The sequence below is a fragment of the Rhizobium sp. P1_E1 genome (assembly GCF_056406015.1).
In genome coordinates, this window is record NZ_JBFUAY010000025.1 from 18,847 (window position 1) to 45,617 (window position 26,771).

The following is a 26,771-nucleotide window of genomic DNA, read 5'->3' on the forward strand; positions in this document are numbered from 1 at the left end:
GTTTCTAGCGCTCCGGAAAGGCGAAGACATCGACCGGCTCGCCGAGCCCGCGCAGCGGGAAGGTGCCGAGGCTGTCCATGTCTTTCGCGCAGTCCGCCATTTCGACAAAGGCCCGCGACAAGAGTACCGGACGCTTGACCTCCTTGGTCAGGGTTTCCAGCCGTGAGGCGACATTGACCGCCGGGCCGATGACGGTGAAATCGAGCCGCCGGCGCGAGCCGATATTGCCGTACATGACGTCGCCGACATGCACGCCGACGCCGTAGCGCAGCGGTTCGCGTCCGTTGCCCGCATACTGCTGGTTCAATTGCGCCATCAACGCCTGCCCTTCGCGGATCGCCTGCAGCAGATCGTGACAGGCCGTGTCCTTGCTCAGCGGGAAGATCGCCAGCAATCCGTCGCCCATGAACTTCAGGATTTCTCCGCCATACCGTTCGATCGGGTCGGACATGGCGTCGAAGTAATCGTTGAGCAGATGGATGACATCGTCACGCGGCCAGAGATCGGAAATCTCAGTAAAGTCGCGCAGGTCGCAGATCATGATTGCCGCACCGACGGTCGCGCCGCTGCCGCGCGTCGTGACGCCCGACAGGATCTGTTCGCTCGCATGCGGTCCGACATAGGTCTGCAGCAGCGTGCGCGCCATGATGTTCTTCAGCCGGATTTCGCTGACGAGGGTCAGTGCCGGCAGCAGATCGCGCAGGAAATCGACATGCTCGTTCGTAAAACCGCCCGGCCGGCTGGTGGAAAATGTCGCGACGTGCCGTTTGCCGAAAGTGTGCTCGACTGGCCAGGCGATATACTCCGTGAGACCGTCGTCGCGCAGTTCCTGATAGAATGAATCCTCGTCGTCGGCTGTATCTTCCAGCTGTTTGCGCACCTCCTCCGCCCCCTGATGGATCGCGTTGACGGGACTCTTCAGGAACTCCGGCGTATTTTCGATACCATAGGCAAATGTGTTGATCTTCGCCTCGGCCAGGCCCAATGTCGCCCGCGCCACCGGCACTCCTGATGCCAAAAGCTTCTCGCACATCTCCACCAGGATATTGTCGATGAACCGCTCGCCGCGCGTCTCGTTCACCAGCCAGTCGAGAATCCGTCTTCTGCGGACCGGCCAGACGCCTTCGCCCGCCTCGACGGCAGTCCCGGCCTTGTTCAAAAAAGACGACATCAAAAACTCCCGCTACGCCACGTCACAGGCGAGGACCAAATTTAGTTTCCGCTGAATGTGGGCGATGAGAGAGCAAATGATAAGAGGGAGACTGCGATCAAGCCTCAGAAATCCCAGTCCTCGTCCTCGGTCGCGACAGCCTTGCCGATCACATAGGAGGAACCGGAGCCGGAGAAGAAGTCGTGGTTCTCGTCGGCATTCGGCGAAAGCGCCGACAGGATTGCCGGATTGACCTTGCACGCCTCAGCCGGGAACAGCGCCTCATAGCCCAGATTCATCAGCGCCTTGTTGGCATTGTAGTGCAGGAATTTCTTGACGTCCTCGGTCAGCCCGACGCCGTCATAGAGCGCTTCGGTATATCTAGCCTCGTTGTCATAGAGCTCGAGCAGCAGCTCGAAGGCGAAATCCTTGATCTCCTGCCTTCTCTCCTCACCGAGCCGCTCCAGCCCGCGCTGGAACTTGTAGCCGATATAATAGCCGTGCACCGCCTCGTCGCGGATGATCAGTCGGATCATGTCGGCCGTGTTGGTGAGCTTGGCGCGGCTCGACCAGTACATCGGCAGGTAGAATCCGGAATAGAACAGGAAGCTTTCAAGGAAGACGCTCGCGACCTTCTTCTTCAGCGGATCGCCGGAGCCGTACTGCTCCATGATCAGCGCCGATTTCCGCTGCAGGAATTCATTCTCCTCCGACCAGCGGTAGGCATCGTCGACGTCAGGCGTCGAGCACAGCGTCGAGAAGATCGAGGAATAGGAGCGCGCATGCACCGCCTCCATGAAGGAGATGTTGGAAAGTACCGCCTCCTCATGCTGCGTCACCGCATCCTCCATCAGCCGGATGGAACCGACGCCGTTCTGGATCGTGTCGAGCAGCGTCAAACCGGTAAAGACGCGGATGGTCAGCTGCTGCTCGACCGGCGTCAGCGTCGCCCAGGAAGGAATGTCGTTCGAAAGCGGCACCTTCTCCGGCAGCCAGAAATTGCCGGTGAGCCGGTTCCAGACTTCGAGATCCTTATCGTCCTCGATGCGGTTCCAATTGATGGCGCGCACGCGGGACGCAGGTTTGATTTGCATGTTCATCGGGTGGTCCTTTTCGGGCGTCAGCGTCTGCATGGCGAAGGGAACTGCGGAACCCTCCCGCTTCTTGCAGCGTCAGCCGCAATCAAATCATAAGGTGCAGGATACGCAGCCCTGCACCTCGGTGCCGGACAGCGCCATCTGGCGAAGGCGTATGTAGTAGATCGTCTTGATGCCCTTCTTCCAGGCATGGATCTGCGCCTTGTTGATGTCGCGCGTCGTTGCCGTGTCGCGGAAGAACAAGGTCAGCGACAGGCCTTGGTCGACATGCTGGGTCGCCGCCGCATAGGTGTCGATGATCTTCTCCGGCCCGATCTCGTAGGCATCCTGATAATAGTCGAGATTGTCGTTGGTCATGAACGGCGCCGGATAATAGACGCGGCCGATCTTACCTTCCTTGCGGATTTCGATCTTCGAGACGATCGGATGGATCGAGGAGGTCGAGTGGTTGATATAGGAGATCGACCCCGTCGGCGGAACCGCCTGCAGGTTCTGGTTATAGAGGCCGGAGGCCATCACCGCCTTCTTCAACGTGGCCCAATCTTCCTGCGTCGGAATGTGAATGCCTGACGTCTCGAACAGCGCCCTGACCGTCTCCGTCGCCGGCTCCCAGAGCTGCTCTGTATATTTGTCGAAATAGTCGCCGGAGGCATATTTCGAATTCTCGAAGCCCTTGAAGCTCGTACCGCGTTCGACCGCCAAAAGGTTCGAGGCGCGGATTGCGTGATAGGTCACCGTATAGAAATAGATATTGGTGAAATCGACGCCTTCCTCGGAGCCGTAGAAGATACGCTCGCGGGCGAGATAACCGTGCATGTTCATCTGGCCGAGGCCGATCGCATGGCTCTCGTCATTGCCCTTCTCGATCGAGGGAACCGAGGAAATGTGACTCATGTCGGAAACGGCTGTCAGCGCCCGGATCGAGGTCTCGATCGTCTTGCCGAAATCTGCCGAATCCATTGCCGCCGCGATATTCAGCGAGCCGAGATTGCAGGAAATATCCTTGCCGAGATGTTTGTAGGAAAGGTCGTCATGATATTCGCTCGCCTCGCTGACCTGCAGGATTTCCGAGCATAGATTGCTCATCGAAATACGTCCGGCGATCGGGTTCGCCCGGTTCACCGTGTCCTCGAACATGATGTAGGGGTAGCCGCTCTCGAACTGGATTTCGGCAAGCACCTGGAAGAATTCGCGCGCCTTGATCTTCTTCTTCGAAATGCGGGCATCCGCCACCATCTCGCGATATTTTTCCGTCACCGAAATCTCGGTGAAAGGCACGCCATAGACGCGTTCCACGTCATAGGGCGAGAACAGATACATATCCTCATTGTTCTTGGCGAGTTCGAAGGTGATATCGGGCACGACGACGCCGAGTGACAGCGTCTTGATGCGGATTTTTTCGTCGGCATTTTCGCGCTTGGTGTCGAGGAAGCGCATGATATCGGGATGATGGGCATTGAGATAGACCGCACCCGCGCCCTGCCGCGCCCCGAGCTGGTTGGCATAGGAGAAACTGTCTTCGAGCAGCTTCATCACCGGGATGATACCCGAGGACTGGTTCTCGATATGCTTGATCGGCGCGCCTGCCTCGCGGATATTCGTCAGCGACAGCGCCACGCCGCCGCCGCGCTTCGACAATTGCAGCGCCGAATTGATCGACCGGCCGATCGATTCCATATTGTCCTCGACGCGCAGCAGGAAGCAGGAAACCAGTTCGCCGCGCTGCTTCTTGCCGGCATTGAGGAAGGTCGGCGTCGCCGGCTGGAAACGGCCGGAAATGATCTCGTCGACCATGTCGCGGGCAAGGGCCTCGTCGCCACGCGCCAAGGCCAGAGCCACCATGCAGATGCGGTCCTCATAGCGCTCGAGATAGCGCTTGCCGTCGAAGGTCTTCAGCGTATAGCTGGTGTAATATTTGAAGGCGCCGAGGAAGGTCGGGAAACGGAATTTCTTGGCATAGGCCTGGTCGAACAGATCCCGCACGAAATTGAAGGAATACTGGTCGAGAACCTCCTGCTCGTAATATCCCTCGGTCACGAGGTAATCGAGCTTTTCCCTCAGATTGTGGAAGAACACCGTGTTCTGGTTCACATGCTGGAGGAAATATTGCTTGGCCGCCAAACGATCCTTGTCGAGCTGAATCCGCCCCTCATCGTCATAGAGGTTCAGCATCGCGTTCAGCGCGTGATAGTCGAGGGTTTCGGCTGCTTTCGGCGGCCTCTCCCCGGCGGGCTGAGCAAAAATTTGATGCGGTTTTGCGCCCGCATCCCGCGTCAGGGTTGTTCCCGTGTCCAAAATCGTTCCATTCCGTGTTTGACCTTGGCGACGTCGTCGTCGGTGCCCATGAGCTCGAACCGGTAAAGGTACGGCACCTGGCATTTCTGCGAGACCACGTCGCCGGCGAGCCCGTATGTCTCGCCGAAATTGCTGTTGCCCGCGGCGATCACGCCGCGGATGTGTCCTCGGTTTTCCGCATCGTTGAGGAAACGGATCACCTGCTTGGGAACGGCACCCTTGCCGCCGTCGCCGCTATAGGTCGGCACGATCAGCACGAAGGGTTCGCGGATATGGAACGCGTCTGCGCCACCTGGCGGAATGCGCGCCGCGCGCAGACCGAGCTTGGCGACGAACCGATGGGTGTTCTCGGATCGGCTGGAATAATAGACGATCAGGCCCATCGCTTGTCCTCAGGTCAGGAGAGCGCGCTGATCATGTCGGGACGGAAGCCCGCCCAATGCTGCTCGCCGGCGATGACGACAGGCGCCTGCATGTAGCCGAGGCTGCGGACGCGATCGAGCGCTTCGGCATCCTGCGAGATATCGACGATGTCATAATCGACGCCCAGACGGTCGAGGGCGCGGTAGGTGGCAGTGCACTGGACGCAGGCAGGCTTGCTGTAGACGGTAATGGTCATGATATTCCTCGTGACGATGCGATTGGGCGCAGGACATCGATCGGAAATCTGTCGATATCCGTCGAAAAATTCTCTGATGATTTTGAGCTGTGCGGCTGTTTAGCCGCTGGGCGTACTCCGCCCTCTACCTCTAGCGGGTGGCGGCCTGAACTGAAATTCTGACATGACTTCACCCCGAAGTGGCTCATGAGGAGGTTCGGGCCTGCGAAACGCGATGCGGAGATTCCCCGCAGCCATGCAACGCGACCTTCCGGACACCCCGCCCGTGGACGTTTCGTTCGAGGCAGGTCTCCTGGCTCACGGGTCAAAGCGCCTGCCCAGCCTTCCCGGAGCATCATGCTCCAGTGACCTGAAATCGGACAGTTGCTCGCCGCTTACAGTTGCGGGGGCAGCCCCGGCATTGCCGCGCCATGATGGCGAAGCGCACCGAATTCCCGTCTTAGTCACCGATCCTCACGAATCGACGGAACCTCGAACACTAGATATGGTACGCGAATCGATCATGACGTCAACAAGTTGTTGTGGCGGCGCAACAATGGCGGCAACGAATCGCCGCGCCTGTGTATGATGTGGATAACGAAGCGTTAACGGAAAAGCGCTGTGGAGAACGCATCATAAAGAGAGCCGGCAGAAGCCGGCTCCTCAAACGACATTCATATTTTTATCCGAAGCAACCGCAGTGCATTGATCGTCACCAGCACGGTGGCGCCGGTATCGGCAAGAATCGCTGGCCAGAGCCCGGTGATCCCTATGATCGTCGTCACCAGAAACAGCGCCTTCAGCCCGAGTGCGATGGTGATATTCTGCAGGATGTTGCGCATCGTGCGTTTGGAAAGTTCGATCATCCGCGCCACGTCGCCAACGCGTCCGTGCAGCACGGCAGCATCCGCCGTCTCCAGCGCCACATCGGTGCCGCCGCCCATGGCGATGCCGATGTCGGCAGCGGCCAGCGCCGGAGCATCGTTGATGCCGTCGCCGACCTTGGCCACGATGAAGCCCTGGCGCTTCAATTCGCCAACGACCCGCTGCTTATCCTCTGGCATCATCTCGCCGCGCCAGTCGATGCCGAGCATGCCGGCAACGGCTGCTGCCGTCCGCTTGTTGTCGCCCGTCAACATCATCGCCTTGACGCCTGCTGATTTGAGGGCAGCGAGCCCGGCCTCGGCATCCTCACGCGGCTCGTCACGCATGGCGATCAGGCCGGCCGCAACACCGTTGACGAGCAGCACCGACACGCTCTTGCCCTCGTCGTTCAGCGCCGTGATGCGTGCATCCTGTTCCGCGCTGAGCGTCCCGCGCTCGCGGGCGGCAGGTGGCGACAGCAGATCCAGCGCCTCACCGCCGACTTTGCCGCTGACACCCTTGCCCGGCARCGCTTCAAGCTCGAAGGCCGGCGGCACGGGAACGCCGTCCGTCTTGGCGCGGTTGAGGATCGCCAGCGCCAGCGGATGGCTGGAACCCTGCTCCAGCACCGCCGCGCGCGACAGCACCTGCGCCTCGCTCAGGCCAAAGGAAATGATGTCGGTCACCTGAGGCTTGCCTTCTGTCAGCGTGCCTGTCTTGTCGAAGGCGACCATCGTCACCTTGCCGAGCGTTTCCAACACCGCGCCGCCCTTCATCAGCAGCCCGCGCCGCGCACCGGATGAAAGCGAGGCGGCGATCGCCGCCGGCGTCGAGATGACGAGCGCGCAGGGGCAGCCGATCAAAAGGATCGCAAGGCCCTTATAGACCCATTCGCCCCACGGCCCAGCGAACAGCAACGGTGGAACGACCGCGACAAGCGCTGCGACCACGACGACGCCGGGCGTGTAATAGCGCGAGAACCGATCGATGAAGCGTTCGGTCGGCGCCTTCGATTCCTGAGCTTCCTCCACCAGCTTGACGACGCGGGCGATGGTATTGTCGGCGGCAGCCGCCGTGACGCGAACCCTGAGCACCGCATCGCCATTCACCGTGCCGGCAAAAACGACGGCATCGACGCCCTTGCGAACCGGCGTACTCTCGCCCGTCACCGGCGCCTCGTCGATCGCGCTCTCGCCTGAGATGATGATGCCGTCCGCCGAGATCCGGTCGCCAGGACGAACCATGATGATGGCGCCGACCGAAAGGCTTTCCGCCGGCACCTCCCGTGTCTGCCCATTGTCTTCGAGTAGCGCACTCTTCGGCACCAGGGCCGTCAGCGACTGGATGCTTTCGCGCGCCTTGCCCGCTGCCACCCCTTCCAGCAGCTCGCCAACGAGGAACAGGAACACGACAGTTGCCGCCTCTTCGCCGGCATTGATGATGACGGCGCCGACAGCGGCGATCGTCATCAGCATCTCGATCGAAAACGGTGTTCCTGAGAGGGCAGCCATGACAGCGCGCCGAGCGATCGGCACCAGCCCGATCAGCATGGCGACGATGAAGACATAGGACGCAATCGCCGGCACGAGATGGCCGACGGCATAGGCGGCAACGAGTGCCGCACCCGAAAGGATGGTCAGCCGGCCTTTCCTGCTCTGCCACCAGGGACCGGCCATCGGCGCATGGTCGTGCCCGTGCAGCCCCTCGATTTCCTTCTCGCCATGTTCGTGAGAATGGTCGTGGTCATGACTTGCATGATCGTGCCCTTCATGGTCGTGGTCATGGCCCGCGTGATCACCGTGATCATGTCCATGGTCATGACGGTGCTGCGAGCCGTGTTCATGCGCAAGCGCAGCGTTTCCGGCAAGCGGCGCGACGGAATAGCCGAGCCCGGTCACCTTCTTCTCAATCGTCTTGAGATCGCTGCTGCCATCATGCCGGACGGTCATCGTGCCCGCCATCACCGAGACGGAAACATCGGCGACACCCGCCACGCGCCTGACCGCCGTATCGATCTTGGTTGCGCAGGCGGCGCAATCCATGCCGCCAACCCGGTATCGTGTTTCGCTCTCAGCCATGAACCGCTTCCTTGTCAAGTAGAAGCATCCCTCCTACATCCTCTAGCGACTAGAGGTGCAAGAGGAAAATTATGAAAAGGATCACGATCGGTGAAGCCGCCCGCCAGAGTGGCGTCAAGGTACCGACAGTGCGTTATTACGAGAGCATCGGGCTGCTCGCGGCGCCGAGCCGCAGCGAGGGCAACCAGCGCTCCTTCGAACCCACCGATATCAGCCGCCTCGCCTTCATCCGCCACGCCCGCGAACTCGGATTCGAGATCGAGGCGATCCGCACGCTGCTCACCCTGCAGGATGATCCGCACCAATCCTGTGCCTCGGCCGACGCCATCGCCAAGGCCCGCCTCATCGAGGTCGAGCAGCGCATCCGCAGCCTGATGGCGCTGAAAGCCGAGCTGGAAACCATGGTGGAAGGCTGCGGCCACGGCCGCGTCGATCAATGCCGCGTCATCGAGGTTCTCGCCGACCACGGCCAGTGCACGCATCCCCACCACTGATCTCCGCCCTTGCAGGCGATCCGCGACCGCGCCAAAACTGAACGAGACAGAATCGGGCGAAGACATCAATGAACCAGAAGCGGATTGCAATCATCGGCGGCGGCCCGGCGGGTCTAGCGGCTGCCGAACTGCTTTCCCGTTCCGGTCATGCGGTGACCGTCTATGACGCCATGCCGACCTTTGCCCGCAAGTTTCTGCTGGCCGGCAAGTCCGGTCTCAACATCACCCATTCCGAGGATTATGCCCGTTTCACCACGCGCTTCGGAGCGGCCTCCGCCCGTCTGCGCCCCGCTCTTGATGCCTTTACCCCTGATGATATCAGGAATTGGGCAAGCGAGCTCGGGACGGAAACCTTCATCGGCTCGTCCGGCCGGGTTTTTCCGAAGGTGATGAAGGCCTCGCCTTTGCTGCGCGCCTGGCTCAGGCGGCTGGAGGCACAGGGCGCCACGCTGCGCACCCGCCACCGCTGGACCGGTTTTGCCGAAGACGGCTATGTTTTCGAAACGCCCGAAGGGCGCGGCATCGTCCATTGCGACGCAGCCCTGCTGGCGCTCGGCGGCGCAAGCTGGCCGCGCCTCGGCTCGGATGCTACCTGGGTACCTTGGCTGGCCGGCAGGGGTGTGGAAATTGACACTTTTCAACCCGCCAATTGCGGCTTCGTCGTCGGATGGAGCGGGAACTTCAGCGAGCGTTTCGCCGGCGAGCCGGTAAAATCAGTCACCGCCACGTCCGAGGCCGGCACTTTTCCCGGCGAATTCGTCATCACCGGCAGCGGCATCGAAGGCAGCCTCGTCTATACCCATACGGCCGCGTTGCGCGACCGGCTGCTGAACCATGGCAGCGCTTCCCTGACCCTCGACCTTGCACCCGGCCGCACCATCGACAGGTTGAGCCGCGACCTTGCGCGGCAGGACGCTAAATCGAGCTTTTCAAACCGCCTGCGCAAGGGCGCCGGCCTCAACGGCGTCAAGGCGGCGCTGCTGCGCGAACTCGCTGCCGAGCGCGACCGAGCCGATCCGGAGCGTCTCGCCCGCATGATCAAGGCTCTGCCGGTGCCGGTGATCGAAACCCGCCCGATCGCCGAAGCGATCTCCTCAGCCGGCGGCATCCGCTGGACCGGCGTCGACGAAAGCTACATGTTGAAGGCACTGCCGGGCACCTTCGTCGCCGGCGAAATGCTCGACTGGGAGGCGCCGACTGGTGGCTATCTCCTCACCGCCTGCCTAGCGACCGGCCGGGCGGCAGCCCGTGGCATCGAGGCCTGGCTGCAGCGCTAGAGCGCTGGAAGCTGTCAGCCTTGAGGCAAAACAACAAGATCATCCTCAATCAGACCGAGGCCGGATGGAAGGTCATAGCGAGACCATTCATGCAGTAGCGAAGCCCGGTTGGCTTCGGGCCGTCATCGAAGACATGGCCGAGGTGACCGCCGCAACGGCTGCAGTGCACGGCGGTACGTGCCATGCTGAAGGTCGTGTCGCCGGTCGTGCCGACGGCATTTTCAAGCGGCGCCCAGAAGCTCGGCCAGCCAGTGCCGCTGTCGAATTTGGTGGTCGAGGAAAAGAGGTCCTGGTCGCAGCCGGCGCAGGCGAAATTGCCCTTTCGCTCCTCATGCAGCAAGGCACTGGTGAAGGGATGTTCCGTCCCCGCCTGGCGCAGGATGACATATTGATCCGGCGTCAGCAGCTTGCGCCATTCCTCCTCGGTGTGGGTCACCGCAAACCTCTCGCCGGCGATTGCCTTGCCGGCCGGGCCTGAGCGAACCGCAAGCGCCCCAAAAGCAGCGCCCATCAGCAACAATCGTCTGTTCAGCATGGTCGGATCTCCTCATCTGGCAAACCTTGCTTCTGTACAGAACTACGAGGGAGAGGGGTCATTTGTTACGCCATGGCTGCCCAAACACCGAAACGTGATTTCAGCCACTTTCGTCAGGAGGCGCCGCACGCTGACGAGCGCCAGCGCCGGCCGATTGCAAACCAGCCGCTTTTCCATCAGAGTGTGCTGAAATTCGGTGGGAGGAGCCGATGCACGAACACTCAGCGCACGCCGAGTACGTCTACACGTCTGCCCAGCGCGACTCTGCGGCAGCCAGTTCTCCTGTTGTCGCCTCATGGCGGCGGTGCATGACCATGCACCAGCTCGCCCCCGAGGACCAGCGGGCTCCACTGCGCCTCACCGACCTGGAATTCCGCCGTGCGCGCGAGCAGTCCGATCAGCTGATCGCCAGCGCGACGGAAGAGCTCGATCGCCTCTTTACCACCGTTGGCAGGGCCGGCTGTTGCCTGCTTCTGACCGACAAGAACGGCATCGCGCTGGAGCGCCGGGGCGCTGCCGGCGACGACAAGGAATTCCGCGAACTCGGCCTCTGGACCGGCTCGGTCTGGACAGAGGCCAGCATCGGCACCAACGGTATCGGCACTGCACTTGCCGACGAGCGTGCCGTCGCCATCTTCCGCGATCAGCATTTTTTCAGCTCGAATACCAGCCTCAGCTGCACGACGGCGCCGATTCGCGATCATCGTGGCCGGGTGGCCGCAGCCCTCGACATCTCCGCATGTCGCGAAGACGTCAACGAGATGACGCTGGCGATCCTGACGCAGACCGTGCGCGATGCAGCGATGCGCATCGAGCTCAACCTCTTCCGCTCGGCCTTTGCCGGCGCCCGTTTCCTGATGGTCCCGGCCGGCACCAATTCCGCCGCCGCTTTGCTGGCCGTCGACAGGCACGATTTGGTGCTCGGCGCGACGCGCGCCGCCCGCGTCGCGTTGCAGCTGGACGACAAACGCATCGCCGCCGGCATTCCGGCAGCCGATGCCCTGCGCGAGGCTGGCGTTTCCCAGCAGGACGAGATGGTCGAGGCGGAGAAGGCGGCACTGCTGCGGGCGCTGTCGCGCGCCGGCGGCAATGTTTCGCAGGCGGCGATCGCGCTCGGCATCAGCCGCGCCACACTACACAGGAAGATGAAGAAGCTCGATCTCCACTGATCGGAGCAAAGGTCCCGCTCCTGGAGCAATCGTGACCCGATGCTGTCGCAGGTCTGCGACACTGTGCACTGCGGTATGGAAGACCCGCCCTGTTCCTTCCCCCAAAACATGCTCATTTTCCTCTCACTGGTTCGCTTGGGAACCTGGATCATCAAGGGAGGATGACATGCTTCATCAGAAAATCGTCGAGTCGCCGTTCAAGCTGAAATACGGCAACTATATCGGCGGCGAGTGGCGCGAGCCGGTCGAAGGCAAATACTTCGAAAACCTCACGCCCGTCACCGGCGGCAAGCTCTGCGACATTCCCCGCTCCAATGAAAAGGATATCAATCTCGCGCTCGACGCCGCCCATGCGGCAAAGGAAAAATGGGGCCGCACCTCCGCTGCCGAGCGCTCCAATATCCTCATGAAGATTGCCCAGCGCATGGAAGACAAGCTGGAATTGCTCGCCCAGGCCGAGACCTGGGACAATGGCAAGCCGATCCGCGAAACCATGGCGGCCGACATTCCGCTGGCGATCGACCACTTCCGCTACTTCGCCTCCTGCATTCGCGCCCAGGAGGGTTCGATCGGCGAGATCGACCACGATACCGTCGCCTATCACTTCCATGAGCCACTCGGCGTCGTCGGTCAGATCATCCCGTGGAACTTCCCGATCCTGATGGCCACCTGGAAGCTGGCACCTGCACTTGCCGCCGGCAACTGCGTCGTGCTGAAGCCCGCCGAGCAGACACCGGCCTCGATCCTGCTCTGGGCCGAGATCGTCGGCGATCTGCTGCCGCCCGGCGTGCTCAACATCGTCAACGGCTTCGGCATAGAAGCCGGCAAGCCGCTGGCGACCAGCCCGCGCGTCGCCAAGATCGCCTTCACCGGCGAGACGACGACCGGCCGGCTGATCATGCAGTATGCCAGCCAGAACCTCATTCCGGTGACATTGGAGCTCGGCGGCAAGTCGYCGAACATCTTCTTCGCCGATGTGATGGCCGAGGACGACGACTTCCTCGACAAGGCGCTCGAAGGCTTTGCGATGTTTGCCCTCAACCAGGGCGAAGTCTGCACTTGCCCGAGCCGCGCCCTCGTCCAGGAATCGATCTACGACCGCTTCATGGAAAAGGCCGTGAAACGCGTTGAGGCGATCAAGCAGGGCAACCCGCTCGACACCGCGACGATGATCGGCGCCCAGGCTTCGACGGAGCAGCTGGAAAAGATCCTCGCCTATCTCGACATCGGCAAGCAGGAAGGCGCCGAGGTACTGACCGGCGGCTCGCGCAACGATCTCGGCGGCGAGTTGGCGAACGGCTATTATGTCAAGCCGACGATCTTCAAGGGTCACAACAAGATGCGTGTGTTCCAGGAGGAGATCTTCGGACCGGTGGTTTCGGTCACAACCTTCAAGAACGAGAAGGAGGCGCTCGAAATCGCCAACGACACGCTCTACGGCCTCGGCGCCGGTGTCTGGAGCCGCGACGCCAATCGCTGCTATCGTTTCGGCCGCGAGATCCAGGCCGGCCGAGTCTGGACCAACTGCTACCACGCCTACCCGGCCCATGCCGCCTTCGGCGGCTACAAGCAGTCGGGCATCGGTCGTGAAACCCACAAGATGATGCTCGACCACTACCAGCAGACCAAGAACATGCTGGTGAGCTACAGCCCGAAAGCACTCGGCTTCTTCTGAGAGCAGCCGATGATGTTATGATGAAAAGCCTTCTCCCCCGACACGGGGAGAAGGCCTTGTCTTTAGAGCGGCACGCATCCCGTAGGACGCTCTAACGCTTTGAATTTGCGTATAACCTTTCCGAAAATCGATCCGATTTTCGGGGTTATCCGCCGGAGGAGGCAGCCATGGAAACCACCGTCAACGGCGAAGCGCGTGTTCTCGCAACCGACACAGCTCTCGATTTGGTCGCAGAAATCAAGCGGGATCATCCCGATATCCTCTTCCACCAGTCCGGCGGCTGCTGCGACGGCTCCTCGCCGATGTGTTATCCGACTAATGAATTCATGATCGGCGACAACGACGTCAAGCTCGGCGAGATCGGCGGCGTACCGGTCTACATCAGCGCCAGCCAGTTCGAGGCATGGAAGCATACGCAGCTGATCATCGACGTCGTACCGGGCCGCGGCGGCATGTTCTCGCTCGACAATGGCCGGGAGAAACGCTTCCTGACCCGCTCCCGCCTCTTTGGCGGCGGCGAGGCTTGCACAGTGCCTGATGTGAAGGTCAGGGCGGTTTAATGCCGTCGCCTTATCGGGTACGAATTTTGCCTGTAGTATTCCCATAGTACCTGCACTCTGTCGCTGTTTGCTACTCTCCGCCAGTTGGTTTCAAAGGGAGGAAACGATGCCAGCCTCAAAGATCCTGATGATCACCGGTGATTTCACCGAAGAYTACGAAACGATGGTGCCGTTCCAGACGCTGCTCGCCTGCGGCTACACAGTCGACGCCGTCTGCCCCGGCAAGAAGGCCGGCGAGACCATCGCCACTGCCATTCACGATTTCGAAGGCGACCAGACCTATTCCGAAAAACGCGGCCATAATTTCGCTCTGAATGCCACCTTCGACAGCGTGCGCGCCGAAGATTACGATGCGCTCGTCATCCCCGGCGGGCGGGCGCCCGAATATCTGCGCCTCAATGCCGAGGTCATCAAATCCGTGCGACACTTCTTCGACGCCGGAAAACCCGTCGCCGCCATCTGCCACGGCGCACAGCTGCTTGCCGCTGCCGGGGTTTTGAAGGGCCGCACCTGCTCGGCCTATCCCGCCTGCCGGCCGGAAGTCGAACTTGCCGGCGGCATCTATGCCGACATCGCTATCAGCGATGCAGTCTCGGACGGCAATCTGGTCACGGCACCCGCCTGGCCCGCCCATCCCTCGTGGCTGCGTCAGTTCATGGCCGTGCTCGATGCCGCAGCACTGCTGGAAACCAACGCCGCCTAAGAAGGGCGGCACCGGGAGGACGACATGTGTGAATTGTTCATCAAGGCGGATGCGCGGCTCTGGGAAAGCGCCACCCGGTCACTGCGCATCGACGGCATGGTCACCAGCGTCAGGCTGGAGAATTTCTTCTGGTCGAAGCTCGAGGAGATCGCCCGCCGCGACGGCATGAACGTCGTCCAGCTGATCACCCGGCTGCATCATGAATCGATCGATGCCGGCCATGATCTTGGAAACTTCACATCCTTCCTGCGGGTCTGCTGCGCCCGCTATCTCGACCTGCAGCTCGCAGGTGACATCCCGGCCGACGTCACCCGCCCAATCTCCGGTCTCGACGCCCCTGGAATTCTCGGCCGAGAACGGGCGAAGTATCACTGAAAGCCGGTCCGACCGGACCATCGGACAATGACGGACGGAACTGCCCGCGGATAACTCCTCGGGCAGTTCCGCAAGATGTCTGACCTGGTCTTCCCCAGCGGGCTTGCACTGCCGGCCAGCCTGGATCAACAATGCGCGGCATCATCCAGCACCGGCACCGTCAGGAGATCGATTGCCATGAACGACCAGAAAGCCGTGATCGTCACCGGAGCCGGCGGCAACCTCGGCAGCGCCGTTGTCCGCGAGCTTGCCAACGCCGGCGCAAAACTCGTCTGCATGAACCGTTCGAGCAGTGAGCTGGAAGCCTTGGCCGGTGATCTTCCTGCCTCCACCGAGTTTCTGTCGATCGCCGGAACGGATCTCACCGATTATGCTTCCTGCGCCGCCGCCGTCGCCCGGGCCGTAAAGCGCTTCGGCGGTGTCAGCGCATTGGTCAATACCGTCGGCGGTTTCCAGATGGGGCCGGTCGGGCCGGAGGCCCCCGCGCAGTGGGAGACGATGATGACCGCAAACGCCCGCACCGCGCTGACGATCAGCGCCGCGGTTCTCCCGACCATGAAGGCCGCGGGCTACGGCCGCATCGTTCATATCGCCGCCGCGCCCGGCCTGAAGGCCGGCGCCAAGCAGGCCGCTTACGCCGCCTCGAAAGCCGCTGTCATCCGTCTGACCGAGGCGATCGCTGCCGAATGCCGCGACGACCGCATCACCGCCAACTGCATCCTGCCCGGGACAATCGACACGCCTGAGAATCGCGCGGCCATGCCCGATGCGAAGACCGATGGCTGGGTGTCGCCGCAATCGATCGCCCGCCTCATCGCCTTCCTGATTTCGCCGGCCGCAGCCGTCGTCACTGGCGCAGCAATCCCCGCGACCGGCCGCGAATAGTGGAAGACGCGGCGTGAGCCGCCGTCGAAACGCGCTTCAACCGCCGCGCCGAGCTTTGGCCGGCCTCGCCTTGCCTTCCGTTTCGGCGGCAGTCCGTTTGTCGTGAGCAATGGGTGATGAGACTACAGAGACCTGCGAGTTTTAATCAGTGACACACGATCTGGCTTGAGGTTCGGTTCGCCTTAAGGCAGCCTCGTCTCCGCCCGCTCATGCGACGGGCACAAGACAGCGGGCGGACACAATGGTCGTGAGGATCGCATTGCGGCGGCATTTGCCAGAAGGCGGGTGGTTTCGATGACAGACGGTCCGGCATTGCGCGCTGTCGGCGCAAACAGCCTGCTACGCGAGGAATGGTTCCTGGGCGTCAGCGTCGCAACGAGCTTGGCGTTTCTTGTTTTCCAGGAGCAGCTCTTCGGGCAGCTTTCCGATCCGCTTTGGTTCACTGTCGTTTTCGCGTGGCTGTTCGCTGCCGTCCTCGGCTCCGCTCTGTCGGTTGTCCGGCACGCGGATCATTTGGCTGAGCGGCTGAAGGAACCCTACGGCACGCTCATTCTGACGCTTGCCATCACCTCGATCGAGGTGATGGCAATATCAGCCGTCATGCTTCACGGCGAGAACAATCCCACGCTTGCGCGCGACACCCTGTTCGCCGTCGTCATGATCATCCTGAACGGCATGGTCGGTCTGTCCTTGCTGCTGGGCGCATGGCGGCGACCGGAACAGCAACATAATCTGCAGGGCGCCAACGCCTATCTCGGGGTCATCGTACCGCTGGCGACCCTGAGCCTGGTGATGCCGACATTTCTTGCAGGCCCGGACGGACAGCATCCATCCGCACCGAGACAACTGATACTGGGTATAATATCGGTCGGCCTTTACGCTACGTTTCTGTTTCTTCAGGCCGGCCGCCATCGGGACTATTTCACTGACGACAGCAACCGGCACGAGCCCATCAGCGAACGTGTCCCTCGCCACGGACCGGTCTGGCCTCATGCCATTCTGCTTTTCGCCTATATGGCTCCCGTCGTCTTTCTCGTCGAACAGCTTGCCCTGCCGATCGATTACATTATCGAAACCCTGCATGCTCCAACCGCATTTGGCGGTGTTGTCATGGCCATCCTGGTCGCTACGCCTGAGGCAATCAGCGCCGTGCGTGCGTCCATCGCCAATAATCTTCAGCGTTCCGTCAATATCTTCCTTGGTTCGGTGCTGTCGACGATCGGGCTGACGGTGCCGGCGATGCTTGTTGTCAGTCAGCTTTATGGACACCCCGTGACACTCGGCCTGGAGCATGGAGATCTGGTGATGCTCCTGCTCACTCTTGCCGTCAGCATCATCACCTTTGCCAGCGGCCGCACGCATCTCATGCAAGGCGCTGTCCATCTGGTGCTTTTCCTGGCTTACGTGCTGCTCATTTTCCAGCAATGAAACCGCCCGATGGCGACCGCGCGAGGGCAAGCAAGTAAAGATTCCCGCGCTTGGTCTGTCTTCCGCTATGATGACGGGAGCTATGGCACAGCTTGCAAGATGGCTGCACGACTTACGTGGCGATACGGAGACCGGACTTGGGCTCACTAGTGGTTGGCGGGCTTGTATTTCTATGTCTGTCGATGGCGACGTCGATAGGATTGATCGTGCGTGCCCGCTTGCCCGATCACCATCTCAATGCGGAATCCAAGGACGCCATCAGGCTGGCAACCGCAGTGGTGGGAACGCTGTCGGCCCTGGCGCTCGGCCTTCTGATCGCATCCGCCAAGTCGACCTACGACAACGCCGAAGTGGAGATGAGAACGGCGGCTGCACGGGTACTGCTGCTTGACCGCGTCATGGCGCAATACGGGCCGGAAACCGACAAGGCGCGGCAATTGCTGCGTGAACTCATCGAGAAACGACTGAGCCGCGGCTGGACTGCCGAAACCACCGACGAGCCATCCGCCAAAGCGCTGGGAGAATATCAGGATATAGAGTCGGTTCAGGCCGACCTTCGATMACTGGCGCCGAAGGATGCGGCGCAGCGCTCTCTCCAGGCGCGTGCTCTGGAGGTGAGCGGCATGGTAGCCGAAACCCACTGGCTGCTGGTCGAATCCGGTAAGGAGGGTTTGCCCTGGGCCTTCCTTACCGTTCTCGTCTGTTGGCTCGCGCTGCTTTTCGCGACCTTCGGGCTGCAGGCGCCGACCAATCCGACGGTGCTGTCAATTCTGCTTGTTTGCGCCCTGTCCGTTGCGGGCGCGATTTTCCTGATTTCGGATATGGCCAATCCCTATGTCGGGCTGGTCCATGTTTCGGATGCACCTTTGCAGTCTGCCATCGAACGCCTCGGGAAACCCTAGAGCCACGTCATGGCGTCCGTCGAGAGTGAGCTTCGACACAGTTTAATTGTGCGCCAGCCGCTATTGCAATTTGCAGCAATGCCGCGACATAATATCGCATGCCCGGAACTTTTCGGAGAGGGGTCGTCTCCGCCGAGGCACGCATGAAGACTGGGGCTCGTAAACATCGGGGCGGCGGCAATGCGTGTGAGATTGTATCAGGGTCTGCACCTGTCCGTGGTGCTTGCCGGCATGGCAATTCTCGCTGGCTGTGAGGAAAGTGGCAATACTTACGTTGCTCCTCCTCCACCTCCAGTACGCGTCGCCCAACCGGTGCAACAGCCGGTGACGATCTATTTCGAACTCACCGGCAATACCGCGCCGCTCAATGCTGTCGATATCGAGGCGCGCGTCCAGGGCTATATCCAATCGATCGACTACCAGGACGGCATGACGGTAATGAAGGGCACCAAGCTCTTCGGCATCGAGCGCGACACCTATCAGGCGCAACTGGATCAGGCGAAGGCGTCACTCGCCTCGCAGCAGGCTTCCCAAGTCGGCGCCAAGCAGGAGTATGACCGCCAGCTTAATCTGTCGAAGCAACAGGTCACCACGCAGACCGCAGTCGACAGCGCCAAGGCAACGCTCGACGAAGCGAATGCATCCATCCTCAACGCTCAGGCCAATCTCGATCTCGCGACGATCAACCTCGGATATACCGAGGTGCTTGCCCCCTTCGACGGCACCGTCACGGATCACCTCGTTGATATCGGTGCGCTTGTCGGCGTATCCGGCCCCACCAAACTCGCCAGCATCGTGCAGACGGATCCGCTTTATGCCTATTTCAACGTCAGCGAAACTCAGGTGCTGATTATCAAGGAAAGCCTGGCGAAGCAGGGTCATACCTTCAAGCAGACGGACCTTCCCAGCATTCCTGCGGAAATCGGCCTGCAGACGGAACAAGGTTATCCGCACAAGGGCCATCTCGACTACGTCTCGCCGCAGCTCGATGCCTCCACAGGCACGCTTCAAGTGCGCGCGCTGTTCGACAACAAGGACCGCGCCATGCTGCCCGGTCTCTTCGTGCGGGTTCGGGTGCCGGTCGGCCATAACGACAAGGCTCTGCTGGTGCGCGACGACGCCATCGGAACGAACCAGTTGGGCAGCTACCTGCTTGTCCTCGGCAAGGACGACGTCATCGAGCAGAAGCAGGTCAAGACCGGCCAGCGTGAAGGTGCGCTCCGCGTCATCGACTCCGGTCTCGATCCGGCCGACTGGGTCGTGACCCAAGGTATCCAGCAGGCCATCCCCGGCAGCAAGGTCACGCCCGAGAAAATAGAAATGAACCCGCCGGCAGCTGCCGCCGGCGATGCCAAAGCCAAGACCACCACGCAATGAATTCGCCACCATGGTTCATCTGAACGTCTAAGGACAACAGCATGATCTCGCGCTTCTTCATCGAGCGACCGATACTCGCCAACGTTCTGGCGTTGGTTTTCGTGCTCATCGGCGCGGTGGCCCTTTTCCAACTGCCTGTGGCGCAATATCCGAATGTCGTCCCGCCGACGGTACAGGTGACGACACGCTTTCCGGGCGCCAACGCCCAAACCCTCGTTGACACCGTCGCGCTGCCGATCGAGCAACAGGTCAACGGCGTGCAGGACATGCTCTACATGCAGTCGACGAGCGCCAGCGACGGCACTTATTCGCTGACCGTGACCTTTGCCATCGGAACGGATCCGGACCAGGCCCAGGTTCTCGTACAAAACCGCGTTGCCATAGCGATGTCATCGCTTCCCGAAGCGGTGCAGCTTCAGGGCGTGACGACGCAAAAGAAATCGACGGCGATCCTCGGCTTCGTCACCCTGACCTCGCCCGATAGCCGCTATGACAGCCTGTTCCTGTCGAACTATGCCGTCATCAACCTGCAGAATGAACTTGCCCGCCTGCCGGGTGTCGGCAACGTTACCGTGTTCGGCGCCGGCCAGTATGCCATGCGAATCTGGATGGATCCGAACCTGCTGCAGGCGCGCGGCCTGACACCGCAGGATGTCGTCAGCGTCGTGCAGCAGCAAAGCCAGGAGGTCGCTGCCGGCCAGATCGGCATTCCGCCGGTGCCGAAAGGGCAGGTCTTCCAATACACGCTGAACGTCAATGGCCGGCTGAACGAGGCGGCAGACTACGAAAACATCATCGTCAAGGTCGAGAGCGGACAGGGCGGCCGCGTTACCCGCATCCGCGATATCGGCCGCGTCGAACTCGGCGCCCAAACCTACAGCCAGTCCTTCATGCAGAACGGTCGACCGGCGGCCGGTATCGGCATTTTTCAGCTGCCGGAGGCGAATGCCATCGCGGTGGCCCAGGCGGTGAACACGAAAATGCAGGAGCTCTCGAAGAGCTTCCCGCAGGGCCTCGAATATCACGTGCCGTTCGACACGACGAAATTCGTCGAGGCCTCTATCAACGAGGTTTACGTCACCTTGATCGAGGCGGGTGTTCTCGTTCTCATCGTCATTCTCGTCTTCCTGCAGGATTGGCGGGCGATGCTCGTGCCGGCAACCACCGTTCCGGTTACCATCATCGGCGCCTTCGCGGCCATGGCGGCATTGGGCTTCACCGTCAACCTGTCGACGCTGTTTGCCATCGTTCTCGCCATCGGCATCGTCGTCGATGATGCCATCGTCATCGTCGAAGGGGTTGCCCGGCACATCGAGGCGGGCATGTCCGGCCGACAGGCGGCCGAGAAGGCGATGGAGGAACTGCTCGGCCCGGTCATCGGCATTACGCTGGTGCTGATGGCCGTTTTCATTCCGGCCGCCTTCCTGCCCGGCCTGACCGGGCAGCTCTATCGGCAGTTCGCCCTCGTCATCGCAGCCACGGCGCTGATCAGCGCGATCAATGCCGTCACCCTGAAACCGACGCAATGCGCGCTTTGGCTGCGCCCGCCTGTCCCACCAGAGAGACGCAACGTCTTCTATCGCGGCTTCAACAGGGTCTACGACAGGGGTGAACGCAGCTATGCCGGACTGATCGGATCGATGACCCGCCACAGCGGTATCATGGTCATAGCAGCATTTGCGCTGATCGGGGTCGCCGTCTGGGGGCTCGCCCGCCTACCGACTGCGTTTCTGCCCATCGAGGATCAAGGCTATGTGCTGATCAGCGCGCAGTTGCCCGACGGCGCCTCGAAAGAGCGCACCGACGCGGTGATGGAAGAGGTCGGCAAGATCGCCGAAGCCACACCCGGCGTCGATCAGGTGCTGACCATCAGCGGCATTTCCGTTCTCGATAACAATGCCAGCCTGCAGAATGCCGGCGTTGCCTATGTCGTGCTGAAAGATTGGGACGAGCGCGGCAAGCAGAAGGGGGAGGATCTGCTGTCCATCTACCAGCATCTGAATAGCGCGCTGCAAAGTGTGCTGGCCGCCAAGACGCTGGTGATCGTCCCGCCTCCGATCCAGGGCGTCGGCAATGCCAGCGGCTTTACCATGCAGGTCGAAATCAGGAACGGCATTTCCGACTACCCGCTGCTGCAATCGCTTGCCGATACGATCGTCAAGAACGGCAGTGCCCAATCGTCGCTGCAAAGGCTGAGCACGCCTTTTCGCTCGAACGTGCCGCAACTCGCCGTTTCCGTCGATCGCATCAAGGCGGAGACGCTGGGAATTACGGTGGGGCAGGTCTTCTCCGCTCTCTCCGGCTATGTCGGATCGAGCTATGTGACCCAGTTCAACAAATTTGGCCGCACCTTCCAGGTCTATGCGCAAGCCGCTTCCGATTTCCGGGTCAGCGCCGAAGACATCCGCAATCTGAAGGTCAAAGCCGGTGACGGGACGATGGTGCCACTCGGCACGGTCGTCGATGTCTCGACGACGCAAGGCCCGTCTCTGATCAGCCTCTACAATCTCTACCCCACAGCAACCATCGTTGGTGGGTCTGCCGCCGGCTTCAGTTCCGGCCAGTCGCTCGACGTCATGGAGCAGATTGCCGATCGCACACTGCCGCCGGGCACAGGTTTCGAGTGGACGGCGCTGTCCTATCAGGAGAAGGCCGTGGGAGGGCAGATCTATTTCATCTTCGCGCTCGCCATGCTCCTCGTCTATTTCGTGCTCGCGGGCCAGTATGAAAGCTGGATCTTGCCTTTCGCCGTCATTCTCGCCGTGCCGCTCGCCCTCCTCGGCACGGTGGCAGCACTCACGGCAGCCGGCGTTGCCAACAATCTCTATACGCAGATCGGCCTTATTCTGCTGATCGCGCTTGCATCGAAGAATGCCATCCTGATCGTCGAATATGCGCGGGAAAAGCGGGCGGAAGGCATGGAAATCCTGGACGCGGCCGTCGAGGCCGCCCGCCTGCGCTTCCGGCCAATTCTGATGACCTCCTTCGCCTTTATCCTCGGCGTCCTGCCGCTGGTGCTGGCGACCGGCGCCGGCGCATCGGCCCGCAAGTCAATCGGCATATCGGTCTTCAGCGGCATGATCGCCTCGACCTGCCTGGCTGTGCTCTTCGTACCGTCCTTTTACGTCGTGTTGCAGCGCCTCGAGGAATATTGGAAAGGCCGCGCAAAGGCCGCAGGCGTCGCAGAGGCAGAGATGCCGAAGGTTCAGTAAGGCTGTTGCAACAACCTGTTGCGCGATCACCTGCGGTTTCGCGCCGGGGCAGGTTGTTGGCGGCACTTCACAGTGCGAGTTTCGAACAAGCGCTATAATCCCGAGGTCAGTACCCTGTGGCAGGCAGGCGACACACGTTGCAGATTGTCCCGCAGGCAAGCGATACCCCGCCCTCCACCCAAAGGCACCATGCGGCATAGGGCCTGGAAATCCGATCCGCAGGTTTCGCGCAGGATCATCAGTTCCTCGCGTGGCGAGAAGGCCGGCATCATGGCCCGAGGAGCAGGCGTGGTCGCAACCGTCGCAGCAGCACCGCCGGTGGCTGGGCTTGATCCGGCTGATCCTCCCCCAGTTGATCCTCCTAAAGCCGCAACGGCTTGTTGGCACGGCGCCGATAGAGCGGCATTGTGCTGTTGCAAGCAGCTGAGTGCCTCCGTGCCGCCCGGTGTGACGCCCGAGCATTGCGTCATGAAATCGCGTTGGCAGGCCGATTTGACGGCGTTGCGCTGCGCCTGCGTCGGCTGATGTGCCGGTGCGCCCGTCGCCGGCGCTGGGGTGGTCGACCCAGTGGTCGCGGGCGCAGCCGGAGCCGGCTCCGCGGATGTCGACTTGGGTTTGCTCACCGCCGACACCGCCTTCCGGCAGCCAGCCGACAGTGTGGCATTATGCTGTTGTAGACAAGTGAGCGCCTCGATGCCGCCCGGCGTCACCCCTGAACATTGCGCTATGAAATCGGATCGGCATTCCGCCCTGATCGCATTGCGCTGCTCTTCAGTCGGCGCCTGTGCGGACGCGACTCCAGCTGAGAACGCCGCTACACAGAGCGCTGGCAATCCCAAGACAGCAAACCAAAGACGACGCCTTCCATGCGGAGCCGTCAGTAAAGAAGATGCCCATTGCCGCATTTATTCCTCCCCCTATAAATCCATGATCTACTTCATGAAATCGAACGCCCTGCTGAATAGGATAATAAACGCCCGCCATTCGGTGGGACGTTGCTTGCCGTTGCGAAAATATTAAAACGCCGGCTCCACGTATATTAGAATATTGCTATTTTAGCAACGATCGTGCGCCTGAAAACTGATCAAGGGAAACGTATCACTCATCAGCTTTCTGATCGGAAACCATGCATATCAAAGCAAGTTAACAGGCTCTGCGAATACGTGCTGCCGTCATGCCGCAGCCTCGTATCCTCTTGAAGCCGGGCTCTCGCGGCCTTCAAGCCGAAAGCGTGCAATCATGTCGGTAAGTGCAAGCGCCTCGGACGATAGCTGTTGGGTGGCAGCATTCGTCTCTTCCACCATCGCCGCATTTTGCTGCGTCATACGATCAATATCGTTCACCGACGCGTTGATCGAATGAAGTGTCGTTGCCTGTTCGCGGCTTGACGAGGCGATGAGTTCAATATGGCCGACGATGTGGACGATCTCGCTGGAAATCTCCGTCAGCGCATCGCCCGTGCGGCCGACGAATTCGGAGCCGGACGCAACCTCTCGAACGGAATTATTGATGAGCTCGCCGATTTCCTTGGCTGCGCGAGCCGATCGCTGCGCCAGCTCCCGCACCTCCTGCGCCACGACAGCAAAGCCCTTGCCGGCCTCACCGGCTCTCGCCGCTTCGACTCCCGCGTTCAGGGCCAAGAGATTGGTCTGGAAAGCGATGGAGTCGATGGCGCTGACAATCTGAACGATCTTGCCCGACGCGTCCTCAATCCGTCCCATGGCCGAAACCGCGTCTTGGACCACTGAAGCCGAGGCGTCGGCGCCCTGTTTGGCGCGTTGGACAAGCGCAAGCGCTGCTGCTGCCCGTCCTGAAGAGGTGTTGACGGCGGAAGAAATCTCCTCCACTGCCGCTGCGGTTTCTTCAAGTGCAGCCGCCTGCTTTTCCGTTCGACTGGCCAGGTCATCAACGGCTTCCGCCATCTGTCGGCCATTGTCGCTAATGAGGGAAGACGTCTCGCGGATATCGCAGAGCGTCTCCCTGAGACCCGCCACCGACATGTTGAAATCGATACGGATCCGGTCGAGTTCGGCGGCAAAGGGCGTATCGATCGAAAAATTCAACTCCCCGCGCGACAGCCGTGTGAGTCCGTCTGCAAGCGCCTCAATTGCGGCGTCAACCTGGGCCTTGGCGCTACGTCGCTGGAGTTCGTTGTGGGCGCGCTCAGATTCCGCATCACTACGTGCGATCTCGGCCTGTTGTTCCATTTCGACATTCGACAGCGCATTTTGTTTGAAGACGGAAAGCGCACGGGCCATTTCCCCGATTTCGTCGCCCCGTGCCTCGCCGGTGATTGTGGTATCGAGCCTTCCCTCTGCGATCTTGCGCATCGCTGCGGTAATCTGGGTGATCGGTCCCTTCAGGGTGACGACCAGCGCGGCACCTGCGGTCATAGCAATCAGGATGCCAATGACAATCGCGCCGCCGGATATCCTATTGGCCTGTTGACGATCCTGCCCAGCATTTTGCCTCTGCGTCTCGGCGAATTGAGCAAGCAGGTTCCAGGTGTTGTCGATCTGCCCCGCAGCGCTGTCGAACTCAGCCAGCTTGCGCACCGCACCTTCGGAGAGCGCTGCCGCGTCCGCCGCAAGCAGATCGAGGACGGGTTGAGCCTTCTTCGGAATTTCGGCAAAGACCGGATCGTCGTTCACCACGCCGGCGAGACGGTCGAGCTCGGTCTGATACATGTAGATCGACTGCTGGACTTTCTTCACTCGCGCGTCGTCTGGATTGCCAGCGAGTTCGGCGAAGCCGACGCGGATCTCGTTATTGCTGTTAACGATGGCGCGCAGTTCGTTGCCGACATTCGTCGCCTGAGAGATATCCTTGTCCGACGCGGCAAGCGCAAGCACGGAGGTCCGCATCAGATCGTCGCCAATCGTCTTGAGACTGTCGCCAGTTGCAGCAAGATTGGCGACGGCGGTATCCGTTGCTGGGACATCCAAAATGTCAGGCGACACCTTCGAAGCGTTGGCGATGGCATCCACAGCAGCGGCATACTGCGCGGCGAGGGCTTCGGTCGCTACAGCAGGCGAAAGCTGCTCCTTTGCCTTTTGCAAATCGGGCGCATATTTGGCTAGCAGGCTTACTTTGTCAGCCGGCGTCGTCGCGTTCGTATAGTCATTGCGAAGTTTTGTCGCGACACTGGCGGCGGCGCTGATGGAGACGGAATTGCTCAGGCCGCTCTTGTTGGCATTTTCCATCTTTTTCGCACTGGCCATCAGCATGAACGAGCGCTTGCCAACCTGCCCTTGCAGGTCAAGTAGTGCAGCGGAAGCAGCGTCCACATCACTGAGAATTTTCTGCTGTCCCGTTTCGATTTRCCAGATCGCTTCGATCTTTTGCGGGATGATTTGCGACTGATCAAGCGCCCGGTCAAGAAGCCCCACATCGGTCGTCGGCCTTAGCCTCTCGATCGTCTGCTTCAGGTTTGCCAGTTGCTCTCGGGCGTCCGCAAGCGCGGTATCACGAGCTTCCTGCGACGGTTTCATCAGAAAGCCGGTCATGCTGGAAGAAACATGTTTGAACCCGTTCAGGGACTGCAAGACATGGTTGGAGATCTCCATCCGTCCCTCGAGCAGGCTGGACGCGTAGTACCCCGTCAGTCCCACTGCGCATAGACTAATGACGAATGGTGCCAAAAGTACGAGCACCTTCGTCTGAATGCGAACCCGCGACATCAAGCCATTTACCACGAATGCACCCTCACCACCGATTGCAGCTAAGCTGTCATTCTTTGCTTAAGAACCGATAAATGAGTTGATCCGAGGACCATGCACGCTTCGCCTATCGGGGAGAAGGGCGTGGTTCAGACACTCGAACAAGCATGTAAGCAGATCGGGTATTAATCATAAGCGGCCCGTGCTGAGGAACTTCTGGAAACGCAAAAAGCCCTCCTTGTCGTCTGCGCTGAACAGGCAATGCACCCGCTCTACGAGGACGTAGTTGGTATCGATTATCTCTTATCAAGAGCCAAGGGGCTTATTCGCCCATCTATGGCTGGCTGCACGCTCCGCGTATGTCTGTTGATGCGCGATCTCGCCGTGGAGGCGATCCTCATTGCCGATTCATCGCCGACGACGTCACAGGAAGTGTGA

The 26,771-nt window shown here is 60.8% G+C and carries 21 protein-coding genes and 1 riboswitch; of the genes, 12 read left to right on the forward strand and 9 right to left on the reverse strand.

Features of this window, described 5'->3' with window-relative positions; all coding sequences use genetic code 11:
* Positions 1–4 precede the first annotated feature (4 nt).
* The 6 genes from AC1D1Z_RS12055 to AC1D1Z_RS12080 all read right to left on the reverse strand — a co-directional run bounded on the left by AC1D1Z_RS12055 (position 5) and on the right by AC1D1Z_RS12080 (position 8,082).
* Complete coding sequence (locus AC1D1Z_RS12055) at positions 5–1,171, reverse strand: adenylate/guanylate cyclase domain-containing protein (RefSeq protein ID WP_477850618.1); 1,167 nt, start codon at positions 1,169–1,171, stop codon at positions 5–7.
* 104 nt (positions 1,172–1,275) lie between these two features.
* Complete coding sequence (gene nrdF, locus AC1D1Z_RS12060) at positions 1,276–2,250, reverse strand: class 1b ribonucleoside-diphosphate reductase subunit beta (protein WP_047623038.1); 975 nt, start codon at positions 2,248–2,250, stop codon at positions 1,276–1,278.
* 87 nt (positions 2,251–2,337) lie between these two features.
* Positions 2,338–4,542, reverse strand: coding sequence for a class 1b ribonucleoside-diphosphate reductase subunit alpha (gene nrdE / locus AC1D1Z_RS12065; protein ID WP_130759676.1), 2,205 nt, complete (start codon positions 4,540–4,542; stop codon positions 2,338–2,340).
* Entirely contained in the window at positions 4,521–4,925 is a 405-nt protein-coding gene (nrdI, locus tag AC1D1Z_RS12070) for a class Ib ribonucleoside-diphosphate reductase assembly flavoprotein NrdI (RefSeq protein WP_130759677.1), read from the reverse strand. Before nrdI ends, nrdE begins: the two co-directional genes overlap by 22 nt.
* 14 nt (positions 4,926–4,939) lie before the next feature.
* Complete coding sequence (gene nrdH / locus AC1D1Z_RS12075) at positions 4,940–5,161, reverse strand: glutaredoxin-like protein NrdH (RefSeq protein WP_018243700.1); 222 nt, start codon at positions 5,159–5,161, stop codon at positions 4,940–4,942.
* A gap of 265 nt (positions 5,162–5,426) precedes the next feature.
* Positions 5,427–5,650: riboswitch (cobalamin riboswitch) on the reverse strand.
* 164 nt (positions 5,651–5,814) lie between these two features.
* On the reverse strand, positions 5,815–8,082 hold the full coding sequence (locus tag AC1D1Z_RS12080; protein ID WP_130759678.1) for a heavy metal translocating P-type ATPase: 2,268 nt from the start codon (positions 8,080–8,082) through the stop codon (positions 5,815–5,817).
* A 71-nt stretch (positions 8,083–8,153) separates the two neighbouring features.
* Here AC1D1Z_RS12080 and AC1D1Z_RS12085 point away from each other — a divergent pair, with 71 nt between their 5' ends.
* The gene (locus AC1D1Z_RS12085; protein WP_130717990.1) at positions 8,154–8,576 is read left to right on the forward strand and encodes a MerR family transcriptional regulator; all 423 of its coding nucleotides are present in this window, start codon (positions 8,154–8,156) and stop codon (positions 8,574–8,576) included.
* Positions 8,577–8,644: 68 nt separating this feature from the next.
* Positions 8,645–9,853, forward strand: a complete 1,209-nt coding sequence (locus AC1D1Z_RS12090) for a TIGR03862 family flavoprotein (protein ID WP_130759679.1) — start codon at positions 8,645–8,647, stop codon at positions 9,851–9,853.
* A gap of 49 nt (positions 9,854–9,902) precedes the next feature.
* On the opposite strand, the gene msrB is transcribed toward AC1D1Z_RS12090, so the two are convergent.
* A complete protein-coding gene (gene msrB / locus AC1D1Z_RS12095; protein WP_018243704.1) occupies positions 9,903–10,388 on the reverse strand; it encodes a peptide-methionine (R)-S-oxide reductase MsrB in 486 nt (161 codons plus the stop codon).
* A gap of 209 nt (positions 10,389–10,597) precedes the next feature.
* Here msrB and AC1D1Z_RS12100 point away from each other — a divergent pair, with 209 nt between their 5' ends.
* From AC1D1Z_RS12100 to AC1D1Z_RS12145, 10 genes are all read left to right on the forward strand, one after another.
* Positions 10,598–11,557 (forward strand): helix-turn-helix domain-containing protein, encoded by a 960-nt coding sequence (locus AC1D1Z_RS12100; RefSeq protein WP_130759680.1) that lies wholly within the window; start codon positions 10,598–10,600, stop codon positions 11,555–11,557.
* Between the two features lie 166 nt (positions 11,558–11,723).
* A complete protein-coding gene (gene adh, locus AC1D1Z_RS12105; protein ID WP_477850624.1) occupies positions 11,724–13,232 on the forward strand; it encodes an aldehyde dehydrogenase in 1,509 nt (502 codons plus the stop codon).
* A 167-nt stretch (positions 13,233–13,399) separates the two neighbouring features.
* On the forward strand, positions 13,400–13,792 hold the full coding sequence (locus AC1D1Z_RS12110) for a DUF779 domain-containing protein (protein ID WP_130759682.1): 393 nt from the start codon (positions 13,400–13,402) through the stop codon (positions 13,790–13,792).
* Positions 13,793–13,898: 106 nt separating this feature from the next.
* Positions 13,899–14,495, forward strand: coding sequence for a DJ-1/PfpI family protein (locus AC1D1Z_RS12115; RefSeq protein WP_028734550.1), 597 nt, complete (start codon positions 13,899–13,901; stop codon positions 14,493–14,495).
* A 24-nt stretch (positions 14,496–14,519) separates the two neighbouring features.
* Entirely contained in the window at positions 14,520–14,870 is a 351-nt protein-coding gene (locus tag AC1D1Z_RS12120) for a ribbon-helix-helix domain-containing protein (protein WP_018243709.1), read from the forward strand.
* Between the two features lie 177 nt (positions 14,871–15,047).
* Positions 15,048–15,755 carry an SDR family NAD(P)-dependent oxidoreductase gene (locus AC1D1Z_RS12125; RefSeq protein WP_018243710.1) on the forward strand — a complete coding sequence of 236 codons (708 nt, stop codon included), beginning with the start codon at positions 15,048–15,050 and terminating at the stop codon, positions 15,753–15,755.
* A gap of 294 nt (positions 15,756–16,049) precedes the next feature.
* On the forward strand, positions 16,050–17,183 hold the full coding sequence (locus AC1D1Z_RS12130) for a calcium:cation antiporter (protein WP_018243711.1): 1,134 nt from the start codon (positions 16,050–16,052) through the stop codon (positions 17,181–17,183).
* A 137-nt stretch (positions 17,184–17,320) separates the two neighbouring features.
* The gene (locus tag AC1D1Z_RS12135) at positions 17,321–18,085 is read left to right on the forward strand and encodes a bestrophin-like domain (protein ID WP_477850628.1); all 765 of its coding nucleotides are present in this window, start codon (positions 17,321–17,323) and stop codon (positions 18,083–18,085) included.
* Positions 18,086–18,265: 180 nt separating this feature from the next.
* Entirely contained in the window at positions 18,266–19,462 is a 1,197-nt protein-coding gene (locus AC1D1Z_RS12140) for an efflux RND transporter periplasmic adaptor subunit (protein ID WP_026230669.1), read from the forward strand.
* Positions 19,463–19,503: 41 nt separating this feature from the next.
* A complete protein-coding gene (locus AC1D1Z_RS12145) occupies positions 19,504–22,674 on the forward strand; it encodes an efflux RND transporter permease subunit (protein ID WP_130759683.1) in 3,171 nt (1,056 codons plus the stop codon).
* A gap of 92 nt (positions 22,675–22,766) precedes the next feature.
* Here AC1D1Z_RS12145 and AC1D1Z_RS12150 read toward each other — a convergent pair whose 3' ends face one another.
* Together AC1D1Z_RS12150 and AC1D1Z_RS12155 are read right to left on the reverse strand one after the other, a co-directional pair.
* Positions 22,767–23,579, reverse strand: coding sequence for a hypothetical protein (locus tag AC1D1Z_RS12150; RefSeq protein WP_026230668.1), 813 nt, complete (start codon positions 23,577–23,579; stop codon positions 22,767–22,769).
* A 267-nt stretch (positions 23,580–23,846) separates the two neighbouring features.
* On the reverse strand, positions 23,847–26,369 hold the full coding sequence (locus tag AC1D1Z_RS12155) for a methyl-accepting chemotaxis protein (RefSeq protein WP_477850631.1): 2,523 nt from the start codon (positions 26,367–26,369) through the stop codon (positions 23,847–23,849).
* Positions 26,370–26,771 lie beyond the last annotated feature (402 nt).